This is a genomic window from Gemmatimonadetes bacterium SCN 70-22, assembly GCA_001724275.1.
Classification (GTDB): Bacteria; Gemmatimonadota; Gemmatimonadetes; order Gemmatimonadales; family Gemmatimonadaceae; genus SCN-70-22.
The window spans coordinates 168,024-189,687 of record MEDZ01000004.1 but is presented as its reverse complement, the minus strand read 5'-3'; the positions used below and the strand labels follow the sequence as shown (position 1 = coordinate 189,687).

Annotated in this window: 18 protein-coding genes; 17 read left to right on the top strand and 1 reads right to left on the bottom strand. The window is 69.9% G+C overall.

The window, feature by feature from the left end:
• Positions 1 to 3: 3 nt before the first annotated feature.
• Positions 4 to 1,641, bottom strand: a complete 1,638-nt coding sequence (locus ABS52_03835) for a hypothetical protein (GenBank protein ODT04727.1) — start codon at positions 1,639 to 1,641, stop codon at positions 4 to 6.
• Between the two features lie 98 nt (positions 1,642 to 1,739).
• Here ABS52_03835 and ABS52_03830 point away from each other — a divergent pair, with 98 nt between their 5' ends.
• From ABS52_03830 to ABS52_03750, 17 genes are all read left to right on the top strand, one after another.
• Positions 1,740 to 2,000 (top strand): 30S ribosomal protein S15, encoded by a 261-nt coding sequence (locus ABS52_03830; protein ODT04726.1) that lies wholly within the window; start codon positions 1,740 to 1,742, stop codon positions 1,998 to 2,000.
• An 86-nt stretch (positions 2,001 to 2,086) separates the two neighbouring features.
• On the top strand, positions 2,087 to 4,300 hold the full coding sequence (locus ABS52_03825) for a polyribonucleotide nucleotidyltransferase (protein ODT04725.1): 2,214 nt from the start codon (positions 2,087 to 2,089) through the stop codon (positions 4,298 to 4,300).
• An 84-nt stretch (positions 4,301 to 4,384) separates the two neighbouring features.
• Positions 4,385 to 5,575, top strand: a complete 1,191-nt coding sequence (locus tag ABS52_03820) for a hypothetical protein (protein ID ODT04826.1) — start codon at positions 4,385 to 4,387, stop codon at positions 5,573 to 5,575.
• 31 nt (positions 5,576 to 5,606) lie between these two features.
• Positions 5,607 to 6,722 carry an alanine dehydrogenase gene (locus tag ABS52_03815; protein ID ODT04724.1) on the top strand — a complete coding sequence of 372 codons (1,116 nt, stop codon included), beginning with the start codon at positions 5,607 to 5,609 and terminating at the stop codon, positions 6,720 to 6,722.
• 88 nt (positions 6,723 to 6,810) lie between these two features.
• On the top strand, positions 6,811 to 7,260 hold the full coding sequence (locus ABS52_03810) for a deoxyuridine 5'-triphosphate nucleotidohydrolase (protein ODT04723.1): 450 nt from the start codon (positions 6,811 to 6,813) through the stop codon (positions 7,258 to 7,260).
• 270 nt (positions 7,261 to 7,530) lie between these two features.
• Positions 7,531 to 8,568 (top strand): rod shape-determining protein, encoded by a 1,038-nt coding sequence (locus tag ABS52_03805; GenBank protein ID ODT04722.1) that lies wholly within the window; start codon positions 7,531 to 7,533, stop codon positions 8,566 to 8,568.
• Positions 8,569 to 8,577: 9 nt separating this feature from the next.
• On the top strand, positions 8,578 to 9,657 hold the full coding sequence (locus ABS52_03800; GenBank protein ID ODT04721.1) for a hypothetical protein: 1,080 nt from the start codon (positions 8,578 to 8,580) through the stop codon (positions 9,655 to 9,657).
• On the top strand, positions 9,654 to 10,142 hold the full coding sequence (locus ABS52_03795) for a rod shape-determining protein MreD (protein ID ODT04720.1): 489 nt from the start codon (positions 9,654 to 9,656) through the stop codon (positions 10,140 to 10,142). The genes ABS52_03800 and ABS52_03795 overlap by 4 nt, the downstream gene beginning before the upstream one ends.
• Positions 10,139 to 11,911 (top strand): penicillin-binding protein 2, encoded by a 1,773-nt coding sequence (locus tag ABS52_03790; protein ODT04719.1) that lies wholly within the window; start codon positions 10,139 to 10,141, stop codon positions 11,909 to 11,911. The genes ABS52_03795 and ABS52_03790 overlap by 4 nt, the downstream gene beginning before the upstream one ends.
• The gene (locus tag ABS52_03785) at positions 11,908 to 13,170 is read left to right on the top strand and encodes a rod shape-determining protein RodA (protein ODT04718.1); all 1,263 of its coding nucleotides are present in this window, start codon (positions 11,908 to 11,910) and stop codon (positions 13,168 to 13,170) included. Before ABS52_03790 ends, ABS52_03785 begins: the two co-directional genes overlap by 4 nt.
• A 54-nt stretch (positions 13,171 to 13,224) precedes the next feature.
• Complete coding sequence (locus tag ABS52_03780; protein ODT04717.1) at positions 13,225 to 14,085, top strand: acetyl-CoA carboxylase subunit beta; 861 nt, start codon at positions 13,225 to 13,227, stop codon at positions 14,083 to 14,085.
• A complete protein-coding gene (locus ABS52_03775; protein ID ODT04716.1) occupies positions 14,070 to 15,359 on the top strand; it encodes a hypothetical protein in 1,290 nt (429 codons plus the stop codon). The genes ABS52_03780 and ABS52_03775 overlap by 16 nt, the downstream gene beginning before the upstream one ends.
• A 9-nt stretch (positions 15,360 to 15,368) precedes the next feature.
• On the top strand, positions 15,369 to 16,682 hold the full coding sequence (locus tag ABS52_03770; protein ID ODT04715.1) for a histidine--tRNA ligase: 1,314 nt from the start codon (positions 15,369 to 15,371) through the stop codon (positions 16,680 to 16,682).
• Between the two features lie 81 nt (positions 16,683 to 16,763).
• Positions 16,764 to 18,230 carry a proline--tRNA ligase gene (locus ABS52_03765; protein ODT04714.1) on the top strand — a complete coding sequence of 489 codons (1,467 nt, stop codon included), beginning with the start codon at positions 16,764 to 16,766 and terminating at the stop codon, positions 18,228 to 18,230.
• Entirely contained in the window at positions 18,230 to 19,495 is a 1,266-nt protein-coding gene (locus ABS52_03760; protein ID ODT04713.1) for a diaminopimelate decarboxylase, read from the top strand. Before ABS52_03765 ends, ABS52_03760 begins: the two co-directional genes overlap by 1 nt.
• Positions 19,495 to 20,019 carry a hypothetical protein gene (locus tag ABS52_03755; GenBank protein ID ODT04825.1) on the top strand — a complete coding sequence of 175 codons (525 nt, stop codon included), beginning with the start codon at positions 19,495 to 19,497 and terminating at the stop codon, positions 20,017 to 20,019. Before ABS52_03760 ends, ABS52_03755 begins: the two co-directional genes overlap by 1 nt.
• Before the next feature lie 11 nt (positions 20,020 to 20,030).
• On the top strand, positions 20,031 to 21,575 hold the full coding sequence (locus ABS52_03750) for a glutamine-hydrolyzing GMP synthase (protein ID ODT04824.1): 1,545 nt from the start codon (positions 20,031 to 20,033) through the stop codon (positions 21,573 to 21,575).
• Positions 21,576 to 21,664: the final 89 nt, after the last annotated feature.

Genomic DNA, 21,664 nt, shown 5'->3' with positions numbered 1-21,664 from the left:
CGCCTAGCGCTCGCAGATCACGCTGAACGTGAGGCGCGTCGTGCGGTCGGCGGCCACCATGACGTTGTCGTCGGAGTAGGGCGCGCAGAGCGGCTGTTGCGCGCTCACGCGGTACTGGCCCACGGGAACCACGACCCCTCCGTCCAGTGGCAGCCCCCCCTCACGCCGCACGGCGCCGTCGGCCGAGACGACCGAGTAGCGTGCCCCGCTGGTCACGTTGCGCAGGTTGATGACGATGGTGCCGCAGCTGCGCGGGGTGAGCGTCACGGAATGCGCGCCCCCGGCCCGCACCCGGACGCGCTGCTCCACCGATGCCCAGGAGCAGCCGCCGATGGCCGGGATCGAGGCCCCGACGAGATACTCTCCCGGCTTGAGCGAATCGTTGCGCCACGTCCCGTCGCTCACGGCCTGTCCGTTCACCGTGATCCTGGCGCTGGGCGGGGCCACCACCGCCAGGCGCCCGGTGGTGGGAGCGGCCGGGCGCGGACGTCCGGCCTCGCCGGCGCGAGCCGCGCTGTCGCCCCTGGTCACCGAATCGGGACGCGATCCGACGTTGGCCGCGGCGGGAGCGCCGGTCGCCGTGGTCGCGGCGGCGGAATCCCGGGCGAGTGAATCGCGCGCCGAGGCCGCGCCCCCGCGAATCGCCTCCCGCCGCGTCGCCAGGGCGACCGCCGCCCCGCCGAGCGCGACGACCAGGACGACCAGGGGGGCCACGCGCCTCCACCCCCTGGTCGAGCGCACCAGCTCGAGGGGGGTGACGAGCGTCGGCATCTCTGCCGGCGAGAGGTACGAAGTGCGGGGCCCCGCCTCGTTGGGATGCGCCAGGACCGCGGCCAGCTCGTCCGCCAGCTGCTCGCCCGTGGTCGGCCGATCGTCCGGGTGCTTGGCCAGGCAGCGAAGGATCACGCGCTCGAAGGCGGGGGAGATGGCCGCGTTGATGCTGCGCGGGCTGGGCGGGTTCTCCTCCACGTGCTGCCGGGCGATCTCGTACCAGTCGTCCCCTTCGAAGGGGAGGCGCCCGGTCGCGGCGCGATAGAGCGAAACGCCGAGGGAATAGATGTCCGCCCGCCCGTCGAGCGGCTTGGCTCGCGCCTGCTCCGGGGCGAAGTACTGGGGGGTGCCGACCACCATGTTCGTCCCGGTCTGGTTGGTGTAGCCGGTCACTGCCCGGGCGATCCCGAAGTCGGCCACGACGGCGTTGCCGTGGGGGTCGAAGAGGATGTTGTCGACCTTGATGTCGCGATGGACGACCCCCTCCCGGTGGGCGAAGCCGAGGGCGCGGGCGACGTCGATCCCGACCCGGACGACGAATTCCTCGGGGAGATAGGGGGTGGCCTCCAGCTTGTCCGCGAGCCCGGAGGGGAGGTAGTCCATCGCGAAGTAGACCGCGTCGCCGTCGCGGCCGACGGCGTAGATCTTCACGATGTTCGGGTGGCGGAGCTTGGCGGCGGTGGACGCCTCGCGGCGGAAGCGCTCCTCGAAGGAGGGGTCCCCGGCGAACTGGGGCTTGAGCACCTTGAGGGCGACCGGGATGTCGAGTTCCGGGTCGTAGCCGCGGTAAACCCACGCGAAGCCGCCGGAGCCAATGAGCTCGTCGACCCGGTACTTGCCGAGAAACTTTCCGAGATAGCGCTCAGGCACCGAGGGACGACTTTACAGTGTTAAGCGCGTCGAGTAATTTAGCTGTCTCCAAATGACTTAGCGCACGAGCGCGGCCGTCCGCGCGGGGAATATACCACATGGCATTTGAAAAAGCAGCGACGATCAAGAAGTACCAGGCGTCCGAGAACGACACCGGCTCCACGCGTGTGCAGGTGGCGGTGCTCACGGAACGCATCAACTACCTCACCGAGCATTTCAAGGCGCACGCCAAGGACCATCACAGCCGCCGCGGGCTGCTGAAGATGGTCGGGAAGCGCCGCCGACTTCTCGAGTACCTCAAGCGCAATGACGTCGAGGGGTATCGGCAGGTCATCGGTGAGCTCGGGCTCCGTCACTAACAGTCGTCGCTCCCAACGCAATCGCGCGGCCGCCCCAATGGGGCCCGCGCGTTTTGTGTTCTAACAGTCCCAGTCACAGACACCTCATGCAACGTCTGGAAAAGTCCTTCGCGGGGCGCCGTCTCGTCATCGAGACCGGGCGCATGGCCAAGCAGGCCGCCGGCTCCGCGGTTGTGCAGTTCGGTGACACGATGGTCATCGCCGCGGTCACCGTCAGCGACAACCAGTCGCCGCTCCCGTTCTTCCCCCTCACCGTCGAGTACCGCGAGAAGACGTACGCCGCCGGGAAGATCCCCGGGGGCTTCATCAAGCGCGAGGGGCGCCCCCACGATCACGAGATCCTCGCGGCGCGCATCATCGACCGCTCGATCCGCCCGCTCTTCCCCGAAGGGTTCAAGAACGAGGTCCAGGTCTTCGTCTACGTCATCTCCGCCGACCAGGAGAACGACGCCGATGTCCTCGGGCTGGTCGCCACCTCCTTCGCGCTCAACGCCTCGAAGATCCCCTTCCTCGGCCCCATCGCCGGCGTGCGCGTGGGCCGCGTGCAGGACAAGTGGATCCTCAACCCGACGTTCCAGCAGCTCGCCTACTCCGACCTCGACTTCGTGGTCGCCGGCTCGTCGGACTCGATCGTGATGGTCGAGGGCGGGGCGAACGAGGTCAGCGAGGGCGACGCCCTCGATGCGCTCACGGTGGCCCACAAGGGGATCAAGGAGCTGATCGGCTTCCAGCAGGAGCTCCTCGCCACCCAGGGCGTGGCCAAGATGGCCTGGGCGCGGACGGAGGTCCCGGACGACGTCGTCGCCGAGGTGAAGAAGGCGGCCGAGAAGAAGATCGCCGAGGCCATCAACCAGAAGGAGAAGCACACCCGCGTCCAGGCGGTGGAGGCGGTCAAGCGCGCCGTCAAGGAGAGCCTGGCGGCGGAGAAGCCCGACTTGGCGCCCTACGTGGGCGGGATCCTCGACGATCTCGAGTACCACGCCCTCCGCTCGCAGGTGCTCGGCACCGGGTACCGGGTCGACGGGCGCAAGCCCACCGAGGTGCGGCCGATCACGATCGACACGTCGGTGCTCCCGCGCGCGCACGGCTCGGCGCTCTTCACCCGCGGGCAGACGCAGGCGCTGGTGGCCTGTACGTTAGGCACCGCCGAGGACGTGCAGCGCCTCGACTCCATCAAGGAGCTGGGCGAGTCGACCAAGTCGTTCATGCTGCACTACAACTTCCCGCCGTTCTCCACCGGCGAGGTGCGCCCGGTGCGCGGGACGTCGCGCCGGGAGATCGGCCACGGGAACCTCGCCGAGCGCGCGCTGCAGGCGGTCCTGCCGCCGTTCGAGTCGTTCCCCTATACGCTCCGCATCGTCAGCGACGTCCTCGAGTCGAACGGCTCGTCGTCGATGGCCTCGGTCTGCGGCGGCTCGCTGGCGCTGTTCGATGCCGGCGTTCCGACGCGCGCGGCGGTGGCCGGCGTGGCGATGGGGCTCATCAAGGAAGGGGAGAAGTACGCCATCCTCACCGATATCCTCGGGACGGAGGATCATCTCGGCGACATGGACTTCAAGGTCGCGGGGACGGAGCAGGGGATCACCTCGATCCAGATGGACATCAAGATCGAGGGACTCGATCTCAAGATCCTGAAGGAGGCGCTGGCGCAGGCGCGCGACGGGCGCCTGCACATCCTGGGGGAGATGAACAAGGCGCTCCCGGCGCACCGCGCCGAGCTGTCGCCCTACGCGCCGCGCATCGTCACCCTCACGATCAATCCCGAGAAGATCGGTGACCTCATCGGGCCGAAGGGGAAGACCATTCGCGGGATCCAGGAGGAGACCGGGGCCGAGATCACGGTCGACGACTCCGGCCTGGTGACGATCGCGGCGGTCGGCGGCGAGTCGATGGATCGCGCGCGCCAGATGGTCATGGCCATCACCGCCGAGCCCGTGGTGGGGGAGGTGTACGAGGGGACGGTGAAGACGGTGACCGCCTTCGGCGCCTTCGTCGAGATCATGCCCGGGTCGGAGGGGCTGCTGCACGTCTCGGAGATGCGCCACACGCGTGTCGAGAAGCCCGAGGACGTGGTCAAGAAGGGCGACCGGGTCACGGTGAAGCTGATCGACCGCGACGAGCGCGGGCGCCTGCGCCTGTCGATGAAGGCGCTCCTGCCGAAGCCGGAGGGGATGGAGGAGGCGCCGGCGGGCGACGGCGAGGGGGGCGAAGGCGAGGAAGGCGAGCGCCGTGAGCGCAGCCCGCGCCGCGGCGGGGGCGATCGTGGTCGCCGTGGCGGTCGCGGAGGCGGCGACCGGTAAGCCGTGACGGGATCAGCCACGACCCCGCAGGCCGGTGTCCAGCGATCCGTGCTGGGCAACGGCCTGACGGTGGTCTCGGAGTACATGCCAGGCGTTCGATCGATTTCGATCGGCGCCTGGGTTCGTATGGCGTCGGTGCACGAGACCCGCTCGCAGATGGGGGTGTCCCACCTGCTGGAGCACATGGTCTTCAAGGGGACGCACCGGCGCAGCGCCAAGGACATCGCGATGTCGCTGGAGAACCTCGGCGGCTCGCTCGACGCCTACACGTCGCGCGAGCACACCGCCTTCCAGGCGCGGGTGCTCGACGAGCACCTGGCGGAGGCGGCCGACGTGCTGGGGGACCTCATCTTCTCGCCGGTGCTGCGCGAGAGCGACCTCCAGCTGGAGCGCCGGGTGGTACTGGAGGAGATCGCGATGGTGGACGACACGCCCGACGACCTCGTCTTCGAGCTCCACAACGAGCTGTTGTGGGGGGACCACCCGTACGGCTACTCGATCCTGGGGACGCGCGAGAGCGTCTCGTCGTTAGGCGTGGCGGAGCTGCGGGCATTGCACGCGCGCGGCTACCAGCCGCAGCAGGTCGTGGTGGCGGCGGCCGGGAACGTGGCGCATGACGACCTCCTGGCGGTGCTGGTCCGCACCGGGTGGGAGGCGATCCCGCGCGGTGACGGGGCCCCGGCCCCGGTTCCCGCGCCGGTGGCGCCCCCGCCCGGGGCCCGCCACGTGGAGCGCGAGGCGGCGCAGGTGCAGATCGTCTTCGGGGCGCCGACCATCGCCTACGCCGATCCCCGGCGCTATGCCGTCACCCTCGCCTCCACGCTGCTCGGCGGCGGGATGAGCTCGCGCCTGTTCCAGCGCGTGCGCGAGGAGATGGGGTTGGCCTACTCGGTGTCGACGTTCCACAGTTATCATTCGGACAGCGGCACGCACGGGGTGTACCTGGCCACGTCGCCGGAGAATGCGGTGCTGGCTGCCGCCGCGGTGCGCGACGAGCTGCGGGGCGCCGTGGCGGCGGGGTTCACCCCCGAGGAGGTGGCCGCTGGCAAGGGGCAGTTGAAGGGGCAGATCACGTTGTCGCTCGAAAGCCCGTCCTCACGGATGTACCGCGCGGCGTCAACGGAGCTGTATGGAGAGCCGTACCGGCCGATCGACGACGTGCTGTCGCAGATCGACGCCATCCGGGAGGAAGACGTCGCCGCCATCGCGGCCACGTTCTTCGCGCCCGAGCTGCAAACCGTGCTGAGCCTCGGCCCCGGGCCGGGGGCGGCCTGAGACCCACCCATCCTCTGCGAGCCTAACGATCATGCTCATAGGCGTTCCGAAGGAAATCAAGACCAACGAGAACCGCATCGCCCTCGTCCCGGCTGGGGCCGAGGCGCTGGTGGCGGCCGGGCACCAGGTCCTCATCGAGAAGGGGGCCGGCGAAGGGAGCGGCTTCGACGACAGCGATTACACCGCGGTGGGCGCACAGATCGCCCCCGACGCCGCCGCCACGTGGGCCAAGGCGGACATGATCATGAAGGTGAAGGAACCGATCGAGCGCGAGTGGGCGCACATGCGCCGCGGGCAGACGATCTTCACCTATTTCCACTTCGCGGCGGACGAGAAGCTCACCCGGGCGCACCTCGACTCGGGGGCCACCTGCATCGCGTACGAGACCGTCGAGCTCCCGTCGCGCGAGCTCCCGCTCCTCACGCCGATGTCGGAGGTGGCCGGGCGCATGGCGGTGCAGCAGGGGGCGAAATACCTCGAGAAGCTGTACGGCGGGCGCGGCGTCCTCCTCGGCGGCGTCCCGGGGGTGGCCCCGGCCAAGGCCGTGATCCTGGGGGGTGGGGTCGTCGGGATCAACGCCGCCAAGATGGCGGCCGGCCTCGGGGCCAAGGTGGTCATCCTCGACATCTCGCTCGAGCGGCTCCGCTACCTGTCGGACGTGATGCCGGCCAACGTGCAGCTCATCCACTCCAACCGGCACAACATCCTCGAGCAGGTCGCCACTGCCGACCTGGTGGTGGGCGGGGTGCTGATCCCCGGGGCCAAGGCGCCCAAGCTGATCCGCCGCGAGGACCTCAAGCGGATGCGGCCGGGGGCGGTGATCGTCGACGTCGCCGTCGACCAGGGCGGGTGCGTGGAGACCATCAAGGCGACGACGCACGAGAACCCGACCTACGTCGTGGACGGCGTGATCCACTACGGCGTGGCCAACATGCCGGGGGGGGTCCCGCGGACGTCGACGCTGGCGCTCACCAACGCCACCCTCCCGTACGCGTTGCAGCTGGCCAACAAGGGATGGAAGCAGGCGCTGCGCGACAACCCGGCCCTCCTCAAGGGGCTCAACGTCGTCGACGGCAAGGTGACCTACCCGGGCGTGGCCGAGGCCTTCGGGCTCCCGTACCACGAGCCGGCGCGGTTCGTGGCCTAGCGAGCAGACGAGCCAACGAGTAGACGCGAGGACGAGAGGCTGGGGCCTCTCGTCCTCGGCGTTTCGGCCCCCGCCATCCTCCCCTTCCATGACCCCTACCTTTTCCGTGCCGGTGCGGCGGCTGCCGCTCAACCCGGACCTGCCGCTTCCGGCCAGACAAACGAGTGACAGCGCCGGCTACGACGTGCGCTCGAGCGAGCCGGACTTCGTCTTTGCACCTGGCGAGCGACGCGCGGTGGCAACCGGGCTCGCCTTCGCCCTCCCGCCCGGCGTCGAAATGCAGGTGCGCCCGCGCTCCGGCCTGGCGCTGGGGCAGGGGATCACCGTCCCCAACGCCCCCGGAACGATCGACCCCGACTACCGTGGCGAGCTCCGGGTGATCCTCCTCCACGCCGGCACCGAGCCCGTCACCATCCGGCGCGGCGACCGCATCGCCCAGCTGGTCTTCGCCCGCTTCGAGGCGCCGGCGCTGCAGGAAGTGGATGCCCTGGACGAGACGGCCCGCGGGACCGGAGGGTTCGGGAGCACCGGGATCTGACCCCGCATCGCCCGTCCGCGGGGCGATTCGTGACGTGGCGCACGCCCGCGCGGCGATGCGGAACGCAGCGGGGCGGAGAGCAGGCGGCGACCGGGTGCCGGGCGGGGGGGCTTTCGGGACGCCGGAGATGGGGGACGAGGGAGGCGTACGCGTAGGTTGTGATCTGGCAATGCCTTGCAGCACCTAACGTGCACTGCTAGTTTATCGGGTCACTCGCGTCGCCCCCTTCCGACCACCGGCCCCCTCTCCGGGGTCAGGATTTCCCGATACATGCGTTGGCCATCCCTCTCGGCGGGCAAGCTCTTTCCCGCCAATGCAATCGCGGTTGACCTCGGCACGGCAAACACGCTGGTGTACGTCAAGGGCGAGGGGATCGTCCTGAACGAACCATCGGTCGTCGCGATCGATCGCGAGTCCAAGCGCGTGAAGGGGGTCGGGCTCGAAGCCAAGCGCATGCTCGGGCGCACGCCGGACGGGATCATCGCCGTCCGCCCGATGAAGGACGGCGTCATCGCCGACTTCGACGTGACCGAGAAGATGCTCCGGTATTTCCTGGAGCTGATCATCAAGCACCGGATGTTCAAGATCAAGCCGCGCGTGCTGGTGTGCGTCCCCTCGGGGATCACCGAGGTCGAGCGGCGCGCGGTGCGCGATTCCGCGTTAGGCGCCGGCGCCAAGGAAGTGTTCATGGTCGCCGAGCCCATGGCCGCCGCCATCGGCGTCGGGCTCCCGATCGAGACCCCGACCGGGAACATGGTGATCGACATCGGCGGCGGGACGACCGAGATTGCCGTCATCGCGCTCTCCGGGATCGTGAGCGACACGTCGATCCGCACCGCCGGCGACGAGCTCGACACGGCGATCGTGCAGTTCATGCGCAAGAACTACAACCTCCTCATCGGCGAGCCCACGGCCGAGCAGATCAAGATCCAGATCGGCTCGGCCGCCCCGGTGGGCGAGGAGCGCGAGATGGACGTGAAGGGGCGCGACCTCGTCTCCGGGATCCCGAAGACGGTGCGGGTGCACTCCTCGGAGATCCGCGAGGCGATCCAGGAACCGATCCAGCAGATCGTCGACGCGGTGCGTCGCGCGCTCGAGATCACCCCGCCCGAGCTGTCGAGCGACATCGTGGACCGCGGCATCGTGATGACGGGGGGCGGGGCCCTGATCCGCGGGCTGGACGTCGTGCTGAGCCAGGAGACCGGGTTGCCGATCCACGTCGACGAGGACCCGCTGACGTGCGTGGTGCGCGGCGTCGGGCGCATCCTCGACGACGAGGCGAAGTACTGGTCGGTCCTCTCGTCGTAGGAGGGGGAGATGGCTCGCGCTGCGCGCTCGGGGTCGCGCGCGGATTCCGCGCTGCTGGCGACCTGCGCCCTGCTGGCGCTCTTCGCGACGGTCCTCCCGCTCCCGATCCGTGATGCGATCGCCTCCAACCTGCGGCGCACGGCCGTGGCCCCGCTGCTCGCATTGCAGGAGCGCGCCCAGCGGGCGCGCACGGCGTTCGCCGAGCGCGGCGCGGTGGCGGCGCGGCTCGACTCGCTGGCGCTGCGCAACGCCGAGTTGGGGCAGCTGGCCGCCGAGAACGCCCAGCTGCGCGGGCTCCTGGGGTTGGGGCGTCAGCTGCAATGGGGCTTCGTCCCCGCCGAGGCGCTGCACGGGCAGGGGGAGGGGGACGAGCACCTCCTCGTGCTGACGGCGGGGGCGCGCGCAGGGGTGCGCCCCCGCTCGGCGGTCGTTGCCCCTGACGGACTGGTGGGACAGGTCACGACGGTCGACCCGCGCACCAGCCTGGCCATCCTCTGGACCCACCCCGACTTCCGCGCCAGCGCCATGGCGGCCGACGGGACGGCGTTCGGCATCGTGCGCCCGCACCTGGGCGAGGAGCCCGAGCGGTCGCTCCTCGAGCTGCGCGGCGTGGCGTTCCGCGATGCCCTCAAGCCGGGGACGCGCATCACGACGTCGGGGCTGGGCGGGGTGTACCCGCGCGGCATCCCCATCGGCGTCGTCCTCGGCGAGGTGAAGACCAGCGAGGCGTGGTCGCGCACGTACCTCGTCCGCCCGGCGGTCTACCCGCCCGACGTCGGCAACGTGATGATCCTCTCGCCCGATCGCGTGAGCGGCGAGGCACTGGACGAGGTCTGGGCCAGCGTGGCGCGGGCCGACTCGGCGGCGCGCGGCGTGGCGGCGGCGGGCGACTCGCTGGCGCGCCTCGCGGCGGCGGCCGAAGCCCTGCGGCAGCGGCAGATGGACTCGCTCCGCGCCGTCCTCGGCGTCCCGGCCGCACGCGACTCGTCGGGCACCGACAGCGCCGGCCTGGCCGCGCGCGGCGACAGGCGAGGCGTCGCGCGCGCGGGCGCGTCGGCGCGCAGCGACTCGCTCGTGAGGCGCCCATGAGCCTTCCCCGCGCGGTCCGGACGCTCCTCCTCTTCGTCGCCCTCGTCGCGGCGCAGTACTTTGTGCGCCCGCTGCTGGGGTGGCGGGTCCCGGTGGACTTCCTGGTCATCGCGGTCCTCCTGATCGCGGTGCGCGTGCGCCCGGGGGGGGCGGCGCTGATCGGGTTCCTGCTCGGGCTCGTCGCCGACTCCCTCGCGCCCGAGAGCTTCGGTGCCGCGGCGCTGGCCATGACACTGGTCGGCTTCGGCGCCTCGTGGCTCAAGGCCGTCTTCTTCTCCGACAACGTCTTCCTGCACGCCTTCTTCTTCTTCATCGGGAAGTGGGCGTTCGACACGATCTTCGTGTTCGCCGCCCGGCAGGGCGGATTGTACGAGATGGCGACGCGCGTCGCGCTGTGGTCGCCGATGGAGGCGGCGGTGACGGCGGTCGCCGGGGTTGGGGTGCTTCTCCTCTTCCGCGGCATGCTGGAGGCCCCGGCGACGTGAGCCTCCACCCGAACGACATCCAGCGGCGAGGGCGGCTCGCCTCGTGGCTGGTGGCGCTCTCGCTGATCCTCCTGGCCAGCGGCTTCTTCCGGGCCCAGGTGCTGGAGAGCGCCCGCTTCCAGTTGTCGTCGGAGAAGAACCGGCTGCGCGAGGTCCCGATTCCGGCGGCGCGCGGGATCATCTACGACCGGCACGGGGACGTCATCGCCGAGAACGTCCCGGGGTATTCGGTCTCCATCCTGAGCTCGAGTGCCGACTCCCTGCGCTCCACGCTGCAGCGGCTCTCGACGATCATCGGACTCGCGCCCGACGAGATCGAGTCGGCGGTGCGGCGCCTGCGGCGCGACCCCAACCGGCCCACGGTGGTGCTGGCCGACGCCTCGTTCGACCAGGTGTCGGTGCTCGAGGAACACCGGACGGAGTTCCCGAGCCTGATCATCCAGGCGGCGCCCAAGCGGCGCTATCCCGACGGGCCGATCGTCTCGGCGTTCGCCGGCTACATCAGCGAGATCAACGAGGCCGAGCTCAACTCGACCGAGTACAAGTCGTACAAGTCGGGGCAGCAGATCGGCCGCGCGGGGCTCGAACAGCAGTACGAGCGACAGCTGCGGGGTGTCGAGGGATCGCGCTTCGTGGAGGTCGACGCGCGCGGGCGCGTCGTGCGCGAGGCGGGAGCGCGCCCCGACCGGCCAGCGAAGCCGGCGCCGGCCTTGCGCACCAACATCGACCTCGACCTGCAGCGCTACGTCGCGAGCTACTTCGGCGACTCGCTCGTCGGCGGCGTGGTGGCGATCGAGCCCAGCAGCGGGGCGGTGCTCGCGATTCACAGCGCCCCCACCTTCGACCCCAACCGTTTCATCGGCGGCGTGTCGGCGTCGTACTACAAGGAGCTCACCGAGGACACGCGTCGCCCCCTGTACAACAAGGCGATGCAGGGGCGCTACCCGCCGGCCTCGACGTTCAAGCTGGCAACGGCCGCCATGGCGCTCGAGGCCGGGCTGGTCGACTTCGACACGCGGATGGAGCAGCCGTGCACGGGTGGCTACACGTTCGGGACGCGCTACTTCCGCTGCTGGGATCGCAAGGGGCACGGCAACGTGAACCTGTCGCAGGCCATCGCGAAGTCGTGCGACGTCTACTTCTACCAGCTCGGCCTGCGGATGACCCTCTCGCGGATGCTGGCGGGCGGAGTGAAGCTCAAGTTCCGCGAGAAGAGCGGGATCGACCTCCCCAACGAGACCACGCCGCAGTGGCCATACGCGGTCGAGTACTTCAACAAGCGGTACGGGCCGAACGGGTGGACCAACGCGGTCACGCTCAACCTGTCGATCGGGCAGGGGGAGAACACCCAAACGATCCTGAACATGGCGCGGTTCTACACCGCGCTGGCGACCGATGGCTCGGCGGCGCGCCCCGAGGTGGTGACGCGGAAGCCGGAGCGGACGAAGATCCTGGACCTCACCCCCGCGCAGCTGGCAGGGCTGCGCGACGCCATGGCCGATGTGGTGTCGGGACGGGGGACGGCGGCGAGTGCCGCCATCCAGGGGGTCATCCTGGCGGGCAAGACCGGCACCGCCCAGAACGAGACGGGAAAGGACCACGCCTGGTTCGTCGGCTTCGCCCCCAAGGATGATCCCAAGATCGTCGTGGCGGTGATGCTCTGGCAGGGCGAGCACGGATATGCGGCGGCCCGCATCGCGTCAAAGGTGGTCGAGCACTACCTCAAGCGTCCCACCATCCAGCCGGCCAACGTCGAGGGGGGCGATTGATCAAGCGCGTCTTCGCCGATTACCCGCTCGTCATCATCGCCCTTCTGCTGTCGGCGTACGGGATCGCCGTGGTGTACTCGGCGGGGCAGACCGACGTCCCGGTCGCCGCGGTGGTCGGCGCCTACAAGCGCCAACTGGCGTGGTTCGCCCTGGCCCTGGCGGGGGCGTGGGCGATCAGTCGCGCTTCCGTGCGGCTGCTCGAGTGGGCGAGCTGGCCGGCGTACCTACTGGGAATCGCCCTGCTGGCCGTCACCCTGGTCTTCGGGTCCGGGGCAGGGACGGCGGCCAGCATGAAGGGGTGGCTCACGATCGGCGGGATGCGCCTGGGGCAGCCGGCGGAGCTGGCCAAGGTGACCGTCGTCCTGATGCTCGCCAAGGTGCTGTCGGGACGCCGCGCGGCGCCGAAATCGCTGCTCGAGCTGTGGAAGCCGGCCCTCGTGGTCCTCGTCCCATGGGTGCTGGTGATGGCGCAGCCCGACCTCGGGACGGGGATGGTCTTCGTGGGGATCTTCTTCGCGATGCTGTTCTGGGCGGGCGTCTCGGGGCCGCTCCTCCTCCTCGCCGCATCGCCCGCCATTTCGCTCATCCTGGCCTTCAACACCGGGCTGTGGGGCGCCTGGTTCCTCATCCTCATCGCGGTCGTGCTGTGGTACAAGCCGTTCGTGGTCGAGGGCGTAGCGCTCATCGTCGCCAACGTCGCGATGGGGGTGCTGGCGCCGATCGTCTGGGAGAAGCTCGCCCCGCACCAGCGCGCGCGCCTCCTGGTCTTTCTCGACCCCTCGGAAGATCCCAAGGCCTCGGGCTACCACGTCATTCAGTCGCAGATCGCCATCGGCTCCGGCGGATGGGTCGGGAAGGGATTCACGCTGGGGACGCAGAAGCGCGGGTCGTTCCTCCCCGCGCAGCACACGGACTTCATCTTCGCGGTGGTCGGGGAGGAGCTGGGCTTCCTCGGGGTCTCGATCGCGCTCGCCCTCTTCCTGCTCCTCTTCCTGCGGGTCATTCGCGTGGCGTCGCGCGCCAACGATTCCTTCAGCTCGCTGGTGGCCTTCGGCCTGTTAGGCAGCTGGTTCGTGCACGTGATCGAGAACGTGGGGATGACGCTCAACCTCATGCCCATCACCGGCATTCCGCTCCCGTTCTTCTCGTACGGCGGGTCGTTCATGCTGGCGTGCTGGCTGGCGATCGGGATCCTGGTGCGGATCTCGTCGGAGGGGCGAGGCGAGGCCGACGCGCTCCCGATCGGCCTGCGGCGCTAGGCACCGGCCGGCGTCCCCCTACCAGCGCCCCCGCTCCTCCCCCATTATTCCCGCATGGTCTGGTTCCGGAAGGAGAAGAAGCCTCGGCAGCGTCGCGAGCGGCTGGAGATCCCCGCCGACGCGTGGGAGAAGTGCGAGGCGTGCGCCCACACCGACATCCGCGAGAAGTTCGCGCGGAACCTCAACGTCTGCCCCAACTGCGACTATCACCGGCGCATTCGGGCGATCGAGTACGTGCAACTCCTGCTCGACGACGACAAGTGGGAGGAGGTGGAGACAGACCTGCGCTCGGTGGATGCGCTGGGCTTCCCCGACTACGAGGGGCGCCTGAAGAAGGCACGCGCCAACGCCGGCGACACCGACGCGATCATGACGGTGGCCGGGACGCTGGGTGAGATGCCGGTCAACCTCGGGGTGATGGACTTTGCCTTCATGGGCGGCTCGATGGGATCGGTGGTGGGCGAGAAGATCGCGCGCCTGGCGCAGCGGTCGCTCGAGCGCAAGCACCCGCTGGTGGTGATCTCGGCGTCGGGGGGGGCGCGCATGCAGGAGGGGGTGCTCTCGCTCATGCAGATGGCGAAGGTCTCGGCCGTGCTCTCGCAACTGGCCGAACGGCGCATTCCGTACGTCTCGATCCTCACCAATCCCACCACGGGGGGCGTGAGCGCGAGCTACGCCATGCTGGGAGACGCGATCATCGCCGAGCCGGGGGCCGTGATCGGCTTCGCGGGGCCGCGTGTCATCAAGCAGACGCTGGGCCAGGACCTGCCCGAGGGGTTCCAGACGGCGGAGTTCCTGCTGGACCACGGGATCCTCGACCTGGTGGCGCACCGCAAGGAGCTCAAGCAGACCGTGGGCCGTCTGTTGCGCCACATGAGTGGCAAGCCGGCAGCCGCGGCATGGGCGACGACCTGAGCCGGTACCGCCGCGCCCTCGAGTACCTGTTCGCCCGCACGACCGGCAAGAGCAAGTTTGGGCTCGAGCGCACGCGGGCGCTGCTCGCGGAGCTGGGCGATCCCCACCTCGCCCTTCGCACCTTCCACGTGGCCGGAACGAACGGGAAGGGGAGTGTGTGCGCAACGCTCGAGGCCCTGCTGCGCGCCCGGGGGCTGCGCACCGCGAAGTACACCTCCCCGCACCTCGTCGACTTCGCGGAGCGATTCGTGATCGATGGCGTCGCGGTGCCGGAGGGATTCGTGGCCGACTTCATCGACCGGTGGACGCCGGTGGTGGAGCGCATCGGCGCCACCTTCTTCGAGGCGACGACGGCGATGGCCTTCCACTACTTCGCGGAGTCGGGGGCCGACGTGGCCGTGGTCGAGACCGGGCTGGGCGGGCGGCTCGATTCGACCAACGTCGTCACCCCCCTGGTGGCGGGGGTGACGTCGATCGGGATCGACCACGTGGAGTACCTGGGCGAGACGCGTGAGGCGATCGCCGCCGAAAAGGCGGGGATCTTCAAGCGGGGCGTTCCCGCCGCAAGCGGCGAGAGCGACCCGGCAATCGACGCCCTTCTCGCGATGCTGGCCCGCGAGCACGGCGCCTCACGCATGGTGAGCGTCTGGCGCGACGCCCCCCCCTCCGACGTGACGGTGGGGGAGACGGGGACGCGCTTCGCCCTGCATGTCGATGGGGCCCGGCGCGTCCTGCACACCCCCTTGGCGGGGGCGCATCAGGCGTCCAACGCGGCCCTGGCGCTCCTGATGCTGCGGGAGGCGGGGTCCCCCTACTGGGGAGGGTGGGACGGGGCCGCCAACGCGCTGAAGCGGGTGCGGCTCCCCGGGCGCTTCCACTGGGCCCCCCCGTACATCTTCGATGTCGCGCACAATCCCGACGGCGCGGCCGTGCTGACGCGCACCCTCGCGCACGTGGCGCCGCCGGGACCGGTGGTGGCGGTGCTCTGCGTCCTCGACGACAAGGACTGGCGCGGGGTCATGGAGGCGCTCGCCCCGGTGGTCGCTCACTTCGTCCTGACCGAGGCCCCCACCGCGCCGCGGAGCCGCGCGTGGCACCTGGCGGAGGCCGAGGCGTTCGCCCGGGCGCGCGGGTGGCCGGTGAGTGCCGTTCCCGACTTCGACCAGGCGCTGGCGGAGGGGCGCGACCGCGGCGCGACCGTGCTCGTCACCGGCTCGTTCCATACGGTGGGCGATGCCATGGCTCGCTTGCAGGTCGATCCGCTCGCCGGGTAGCTTTCCCCAATGTCGACCGGAGCGCTCCCAGGATTTCGAGACTTCTACCCCGAGCAGTTCGCGCAGCGCGCCTGGCTCTTCGAGCGGTGGCGCGAGGTGGCGCGGCGCTTCGGCTTCGTCGAGTACGACGGCCCGCCGCTGGAGCCGCTCGAGCTCTACACCAGGAAGAGCGGCGACGAGATCGTCGGACAGCTCTACAACTTCGAGGACAAGGGGGGGCGCCAGGTCTCGCTGCGCCCGGAGATGACCCCGACCGTCGCCCGGATGGTGGCGGCCCGGGCCAACGCCCTGCGCAAGCCGGTGCGCTGGTTCTCGATCCCGCAGCTCTTCCGCTACGAGCGGCAGCAGAAGGGGCGGTTGCGCGAGCACTTCCAGCTCAACGTCGACCTCTTCGGCGAGGGCGACGTGGCGGCCGACGCCGAGCTCCTGGCGGTGGCGTGCGAGATCATGCGGAACTGTGGGCTGGGACCGGACGATGTCGTCGCCCGCGTCTCCGACCGCCGGCTCCTGACCGCCCTGGTGCGCGGCGCCGGGATCCCCGAGGAGGCGATCGGTGCCGTCTTCGCCGCGGTGGACAAGATCGAGCGCGAGCCGACCGAGGCGTTGGTGAAGAAGATGACCGAGGTGGGCGTCTCGGCCACCGCCGCCGGGCACGTGCTGGAGCTCGTGAAGGGGTCGGACTTCGACGCGCTGCGCACGGAGTTCGCCGGCCATGGCGAGGTAACGTCGGCGCTGGAGCGCTTCGACACCTATCGTGCCCTGCTCGACGCCCACGGGGTGCGGGAGTATCTCCGCCTCGACCTCACCATCGTGCGGGGGCTGGCCTACTACACGGGGATCGTCTTCGAGTTGTTCGATGCCCGGGGCGAGTTCCGTGCGGTGTGCGGCGGCGGGCGCTACGACAACCTGCTGCAGGCGCTGGGCGGCGTCGACATGCCGGCCCTGGGCTTCGGCATGGGCGACGTGGTGCTTGGCGAGCTCCTGAAGGCGCGGGGGAAGATGCCCGGCGGGGCGCCCGCGCTGGACTACTGGATCGCGCCGCTGGACGGGACGCACCGGGTGGCGGCGACGGCGCTGGCCGCCCGGCTGCGAGCGGAGGGGGCGAGCGTCGAGTATCCGCTCAAGGAACAGGCGTTAGGCAAGCAGTTCAAGGCGGCGCACGGCGCCGGCGCGCGCGCCGTCGTGATCGTCGGCGACCGCTACCGCGAGGCGCAGGAGGTCGAGGTCAAGGACCTGGCGACCGGCGGGCAGGAGGTGCGCCCGCTCTCCTGGCTGCTCGACCACGCCCGCACTCGCCCCACTGGCGCCAACGACCGACCGTGACGAGACGAGAGAACGCACGCGAATTTCGCACCGGGCGAGGCATCCTCTCCCGTCTCTCGTCTCCCGTCTCCCGACTCCTCAATGTCTGACAAGAAACTCACCCCCCGCGCCACCGATTTCAGCGCGTGGTACAACGAAACCGTCCTCCGCGCCGAGCTGGCGGACTATTCCCCCGTGCGCGGTTGCATGGTCATTCGTCCCAACGGCTACGGCATCTGGGAGCGCATGCAGCGCGCCCTGGACGACATGTTCAAGGCCACGGGACATCGCAACGCCTACTTCCCCCTCTTCATCCCCGAGAGCTTCCTGCACAAGGAGGCGCAGCACGTCGAGGGGTTCGCGCCCGAGGCCGCGGTCGTCACACACGGGGGCGGCAAGAAGCTCGAGGAGCCGCTCGTCGTCCGCCCCACCTCGGAGACGATCATCTACTCGATGTACGCCAAGTGGGTGCAGAGCTACCGGGACCTCCCCATCCTGATCAACCAGTGGGCCAACGTGGTCCGCTGGGAGATGCGCACACGCCTCTTCCTGCGCACGCTGGAGTTCCTGTGGCAGGAGGGGCACACCGCCCACGCCACCCACGACGAGGCCGAGGCGGAGACCCGCCTCATCCTCGGCGTCTATCGCACGTTCATGGAGGAGTGGATGGCGATGCCGGTCGTTACCGGCCTCAAGACGGAGAGCGAGAAGTTCGCCGGCGCGCTGCGCACGTACTGCCTCGAGGCGATGATGCAGGACAACAAGGCGCTGCAGGCGGGGACCTCGCACAACCTCGGGCAGAACTTCGCCAAGGCGTTCGAGCTCAAGTTCCAGGACGAGTCCGGGGCCATGGAATACGCGTGGAACACGAGCTGGGGCGTCTCGACGCGCATGATCGGCGGGCTGGTGATGACGCACGGGGACGACAACGGGCTCCGGACCCCGCCCCGACTGGCGCCCATCGAGGTCGTGATCGTCCCCATCTGGAAGAGCGACGAGGAGCGCACGCGCCTGCTCGAGGCGGCGTACCAGGTCAAGCAGGAGCTGGCGACGTGGGGCGGGCGCGGCGACGACCGCATCCGCGTGCACGTCGACGCCCGCGAGGGGATGAAGCCTGGCGCCAAGTACTACGAGTGGGAGCTGCAGGGGGTCCCGCTTCGCCTGGAGATCGGCCCCCGCGACCTGGCCAACGGGGCGTGCATGGCGGCGCGCCGCGACACGCGCGAGAAGGCGTCGCTCTCGCTCGGGCAGCTCCCCGGCGCGGTCGCGACGCTCCTCGCGACGATCCAGGGCGACATGCTGCGCGCCGCGCGCGAGCGCCGCGAGGCCAACAGCGTCCGCGACCCCATCAGCTATGATCGCTTCCGGGAGATCATGGAGGGCGACGGGGCCTTCGTGTACGCCGGGTGGAACGGCGATCCGGCGGTCGAAGCCAAGGTGAAGGAGGAGACGAAGGCGACGATCCGCTGCATCCCCGAGCCGGAGTTCCTCACGCAGGGAGCGGCGTCGACGTGCATGGTGACCGGCGAGCCCGCCAGGCATACGGTCATCTGGGCCAAGGCCTATTGATGCCGATGATCGCCCGGATCGACGGCACGCTGCACTGCGAGGGGGTGGCGCTCGACCGCGTCGCCGAGGCGGTCGGGACGCCGGTGTACGTCTATGCGGCCGCGTCGATCCGCGAGCAGTTTCGCCGGCTCGATGCGGTGCTGGCGCCCGTCCCGCATCGCATCCACTATGCCTGCAAGGCGAATGCCTCGCTTGGCCTCCTCGCCCTCCTGCGCGACGCCGGGGCGCGCATCGACGTCGTGTCGGGTGGGGAGCTGTACCGCGCGCAGCTGGCGGGCTTCGCCCCCGCCGACATCATCTTCGGCGGCGTCGGCAAGTCGCCGCACGAGCTTCGCGAGGCGATCGCCGCCGCCGTCCACGTGATCTCGGTCGAATCCGAGGACGAGCTGCGCCAGGTCGACGCCATCGCCGGCGCCATGAAGCGCACGGCGCGCGTGGGGATCCGCGTGAATCCCGAGGTCACGGTCGAGACGTTCCACGAGTACATCAAGACGGGAGAGAAAGGGGACAAGTTCGGCGTCCCCTTCGACGAGGCGCACACGGTCGCGTCGCTGGCGCATGCCCTGCCGCACGTGCGACTGGTGGCGATCGGGATGCACATCGGGTCACAGCTGACGGACCTGGCGGCATATGCCGACGGCATCGCGCGGCTGGAGGCGCTCATTGGGGCGCTGCGCGGGGAGGGCGTCGACACGCTCGAGCACGTGGACATCGGGGGCGGCCTCTTCGTGCCGTATGCGGACGAGGCGCCCGCGGACCTGGCCGGCTACGCCTCGATCGTCGTTCCGGCTGTCCAGCGTTTGGGGCTCGAGCTGATCGTCGAGCCGGGGCGCTTCCTCGTCGCGGACGCCGGCGTCCTCCTGGCGCGGGTCCTCTATCGCAAGCGCAGCGGCGGACGCGACGTCCTGGTCACCGACACCGGGATGAACGACCTCCTGCGCCCGTCACACTACGACGCCTACCATCGCATCGAGGCCGTGCATGCCGCGCCGGGGCGCGGGCGATTCGACGTCGTGGGCCCCATCTGCGAGAGTGGCGACTTCCTCGCCCTCGATCGCGAGCTCGAGGACGTGCAGCCGGGAGCGCTCCTCTGCGTCTTCACCACCGGCGCGTACGGCATGAGCATGGCATCGAACTACAACGCGCGCCCGCGCGCGGCCGAGGTGCTGGTGGACGGGGCGCGATGGGCGGTGATCACCGCGCGCGAGACCTACGCCGACCTCGTGCAGCGCGAGACGGTCTCTCCCGAATGGAGGAACTCCTGATGCTCGTCGGCCTCCTGTCCGACACGCACGATCGCCTCCCGGCCATCCGGGCCCTGCTGGATTACATGCAGAAGCGGGGCGTGGGCATCGTGCTGCACGCCGGCGACTTCTGTGCCCCGTTCTCGTTGCAGCCGTTCGTCGACGCCAACATGCCGATGGTGGGCGTCTTCGGGCGGAACGACGGCGACCACGAGGGCATTCGCGCCTTCGCCCAGCAGGGGATGGGGATCGAGTTGTTCGAATCGCCGCACTCCTTCGAGCTGGAAGGACAGCGCATCCTGCTCGTGCACGACCTCGTCGATGCGGGCCCGCGTTCCATCGAGTCGCACGACGTGGTGGTGCACGGCTTCACCCATCGCGAGGAGATGATGATCCGCGGCGAGACGCTGATCGTGAACCCGGGCGAGGGGTGCGGGTGGCTGCACGGCGAACCGTCCGGGGCCATCGTCGACCTCGACACCAAGGACGTGCACTTCTTCAAGCTCAAGGGCGTACACACCTTCCAGACCTCGGACGACGCGTGAGCCTTGCCAACATGGGGAGCCGCATCCTCATCCTCGATTGCGGATCGCAGTTCACGCAGCTCATCGCGCGGCGGGTGCGCGAGGCGCGCGTCTACTCGGAGATCCACCCGCCCACCCGCGACCTCGCCTGGATCAGGGCGTGGAACCCGACCGGGATCATCCTGTCCGGGGGGCCGTCGTCGGTGACCGACGCCGGGGCTCCCACCTTCGACCCCGGCATCCTCGACGTCGCGCCGGTCCTCGGTGTCTGCTACGGGATGCAGTGGATCGCCCTTGCATCTGGCGGCCGTATCGCCGGGGGGGGGAGGCGTGAGTACGGGCGCGCCGAGATCACGGTGCGCGAGAACGCCGCCCTCTTTGCGGGATTCGAGCCGGGGGAGCGATCGCAGGTCTGGATGAGCCACGGCGACCACGTCGAGGAGGTGCCGCCGGGCTTCGTCCTCACGGCGTCCAGCGCCGACAACCCGGTCGTGGCCATGCGCCACGAGTCCCGGCCGATCCACGCGATCCAGTTCCACGCCGAGGTGCACCACACGGTGCGCGGCGCGGACATCATCGCGAACTTCCTCTTCGAGGTGTGCCGCTGCGAGCCGGGGTGGACGCCGGGGCACTTCATCGACGACGAGGTCGCGAAGATCCGCGCCCTCGTGGGCGACAAGCACGTCATCTGCGGGCTCTCGGGGGGGGTGGATTCGTCGGTGGCCGCCGCGCTCGTGCACAAGGCCATCGGCGACCAGCTCACCTGCATCTTCGTGGACACGGGGCTCCTGCGGCTCCACGAGCGTGAACAGGTGGAGCGCACCTTCAAGGCGCACCTCGGCATCACGCTGGTCACGGTACGGGCCGAGGACCGCTTCCTCTCGGCGCTCGCCGGCGAGGCAGAGCCCGAGAAGAAGCGGAAGATCATCGGTCACACGTTCATCGACGTCTTCGAGGACGCCGCCGCCGAGGCGGGGAAGGACGCCGAGTTCCTGGTGCAGGGGACGCTCTACCCCGACGTGATCGAGAGCGTCAGCGCCACCGGGGGGCCCAGTGCCACGATCAAGACGCACCACAACGTGGGCGGGCTGAAGCCCGAGATGAAGTTCAAGCTGATCGAGCCGTTGCGCGAGCTGTTCAAGGACGAGGTGCGCAACGTGGGGCGCGAGCTGGGGCTCCCCGAGGAGATGGTGGGGCGACACCCCTTCCCGGGGCCGGGGCTGGCCATTCGCGTGCTGGGCGACGTGAGCGCGGACAAGGTCGCCGTGCTGCAGAAGGCCGACGCCATCTACCTCGAGGAGATTCGCGCCGCGGGGCTGTACAACGACATCTGGCAGGCCTTCGCCGTCCTGCTTCCGGTGCGGTCGGTCGGCGTGATGGGCGACTATCGCACCTACGAGAACGTCGTCGCCCTCCGCGCCGTGACGAGCACCGACGGGATGACGGCCGACTGGTATCCCTTCCCGTACGATGTCCTCTCCCGCGTCTCTTCGCGCATCATCAATGAGGTGAAGGGGGTGAACCGCGTCGTATACGACGTGAGCTCGAAGCCCCCGGCGACGATCGAGTGGGAGTAGGAGGATGAGACGGGAGACGGGAGACGGGGGACGGGAGTGCAGCGGGGCGCCTTGCAGGCGCCCCGCTGCGTGTGGCGCGTGTGAGGCGG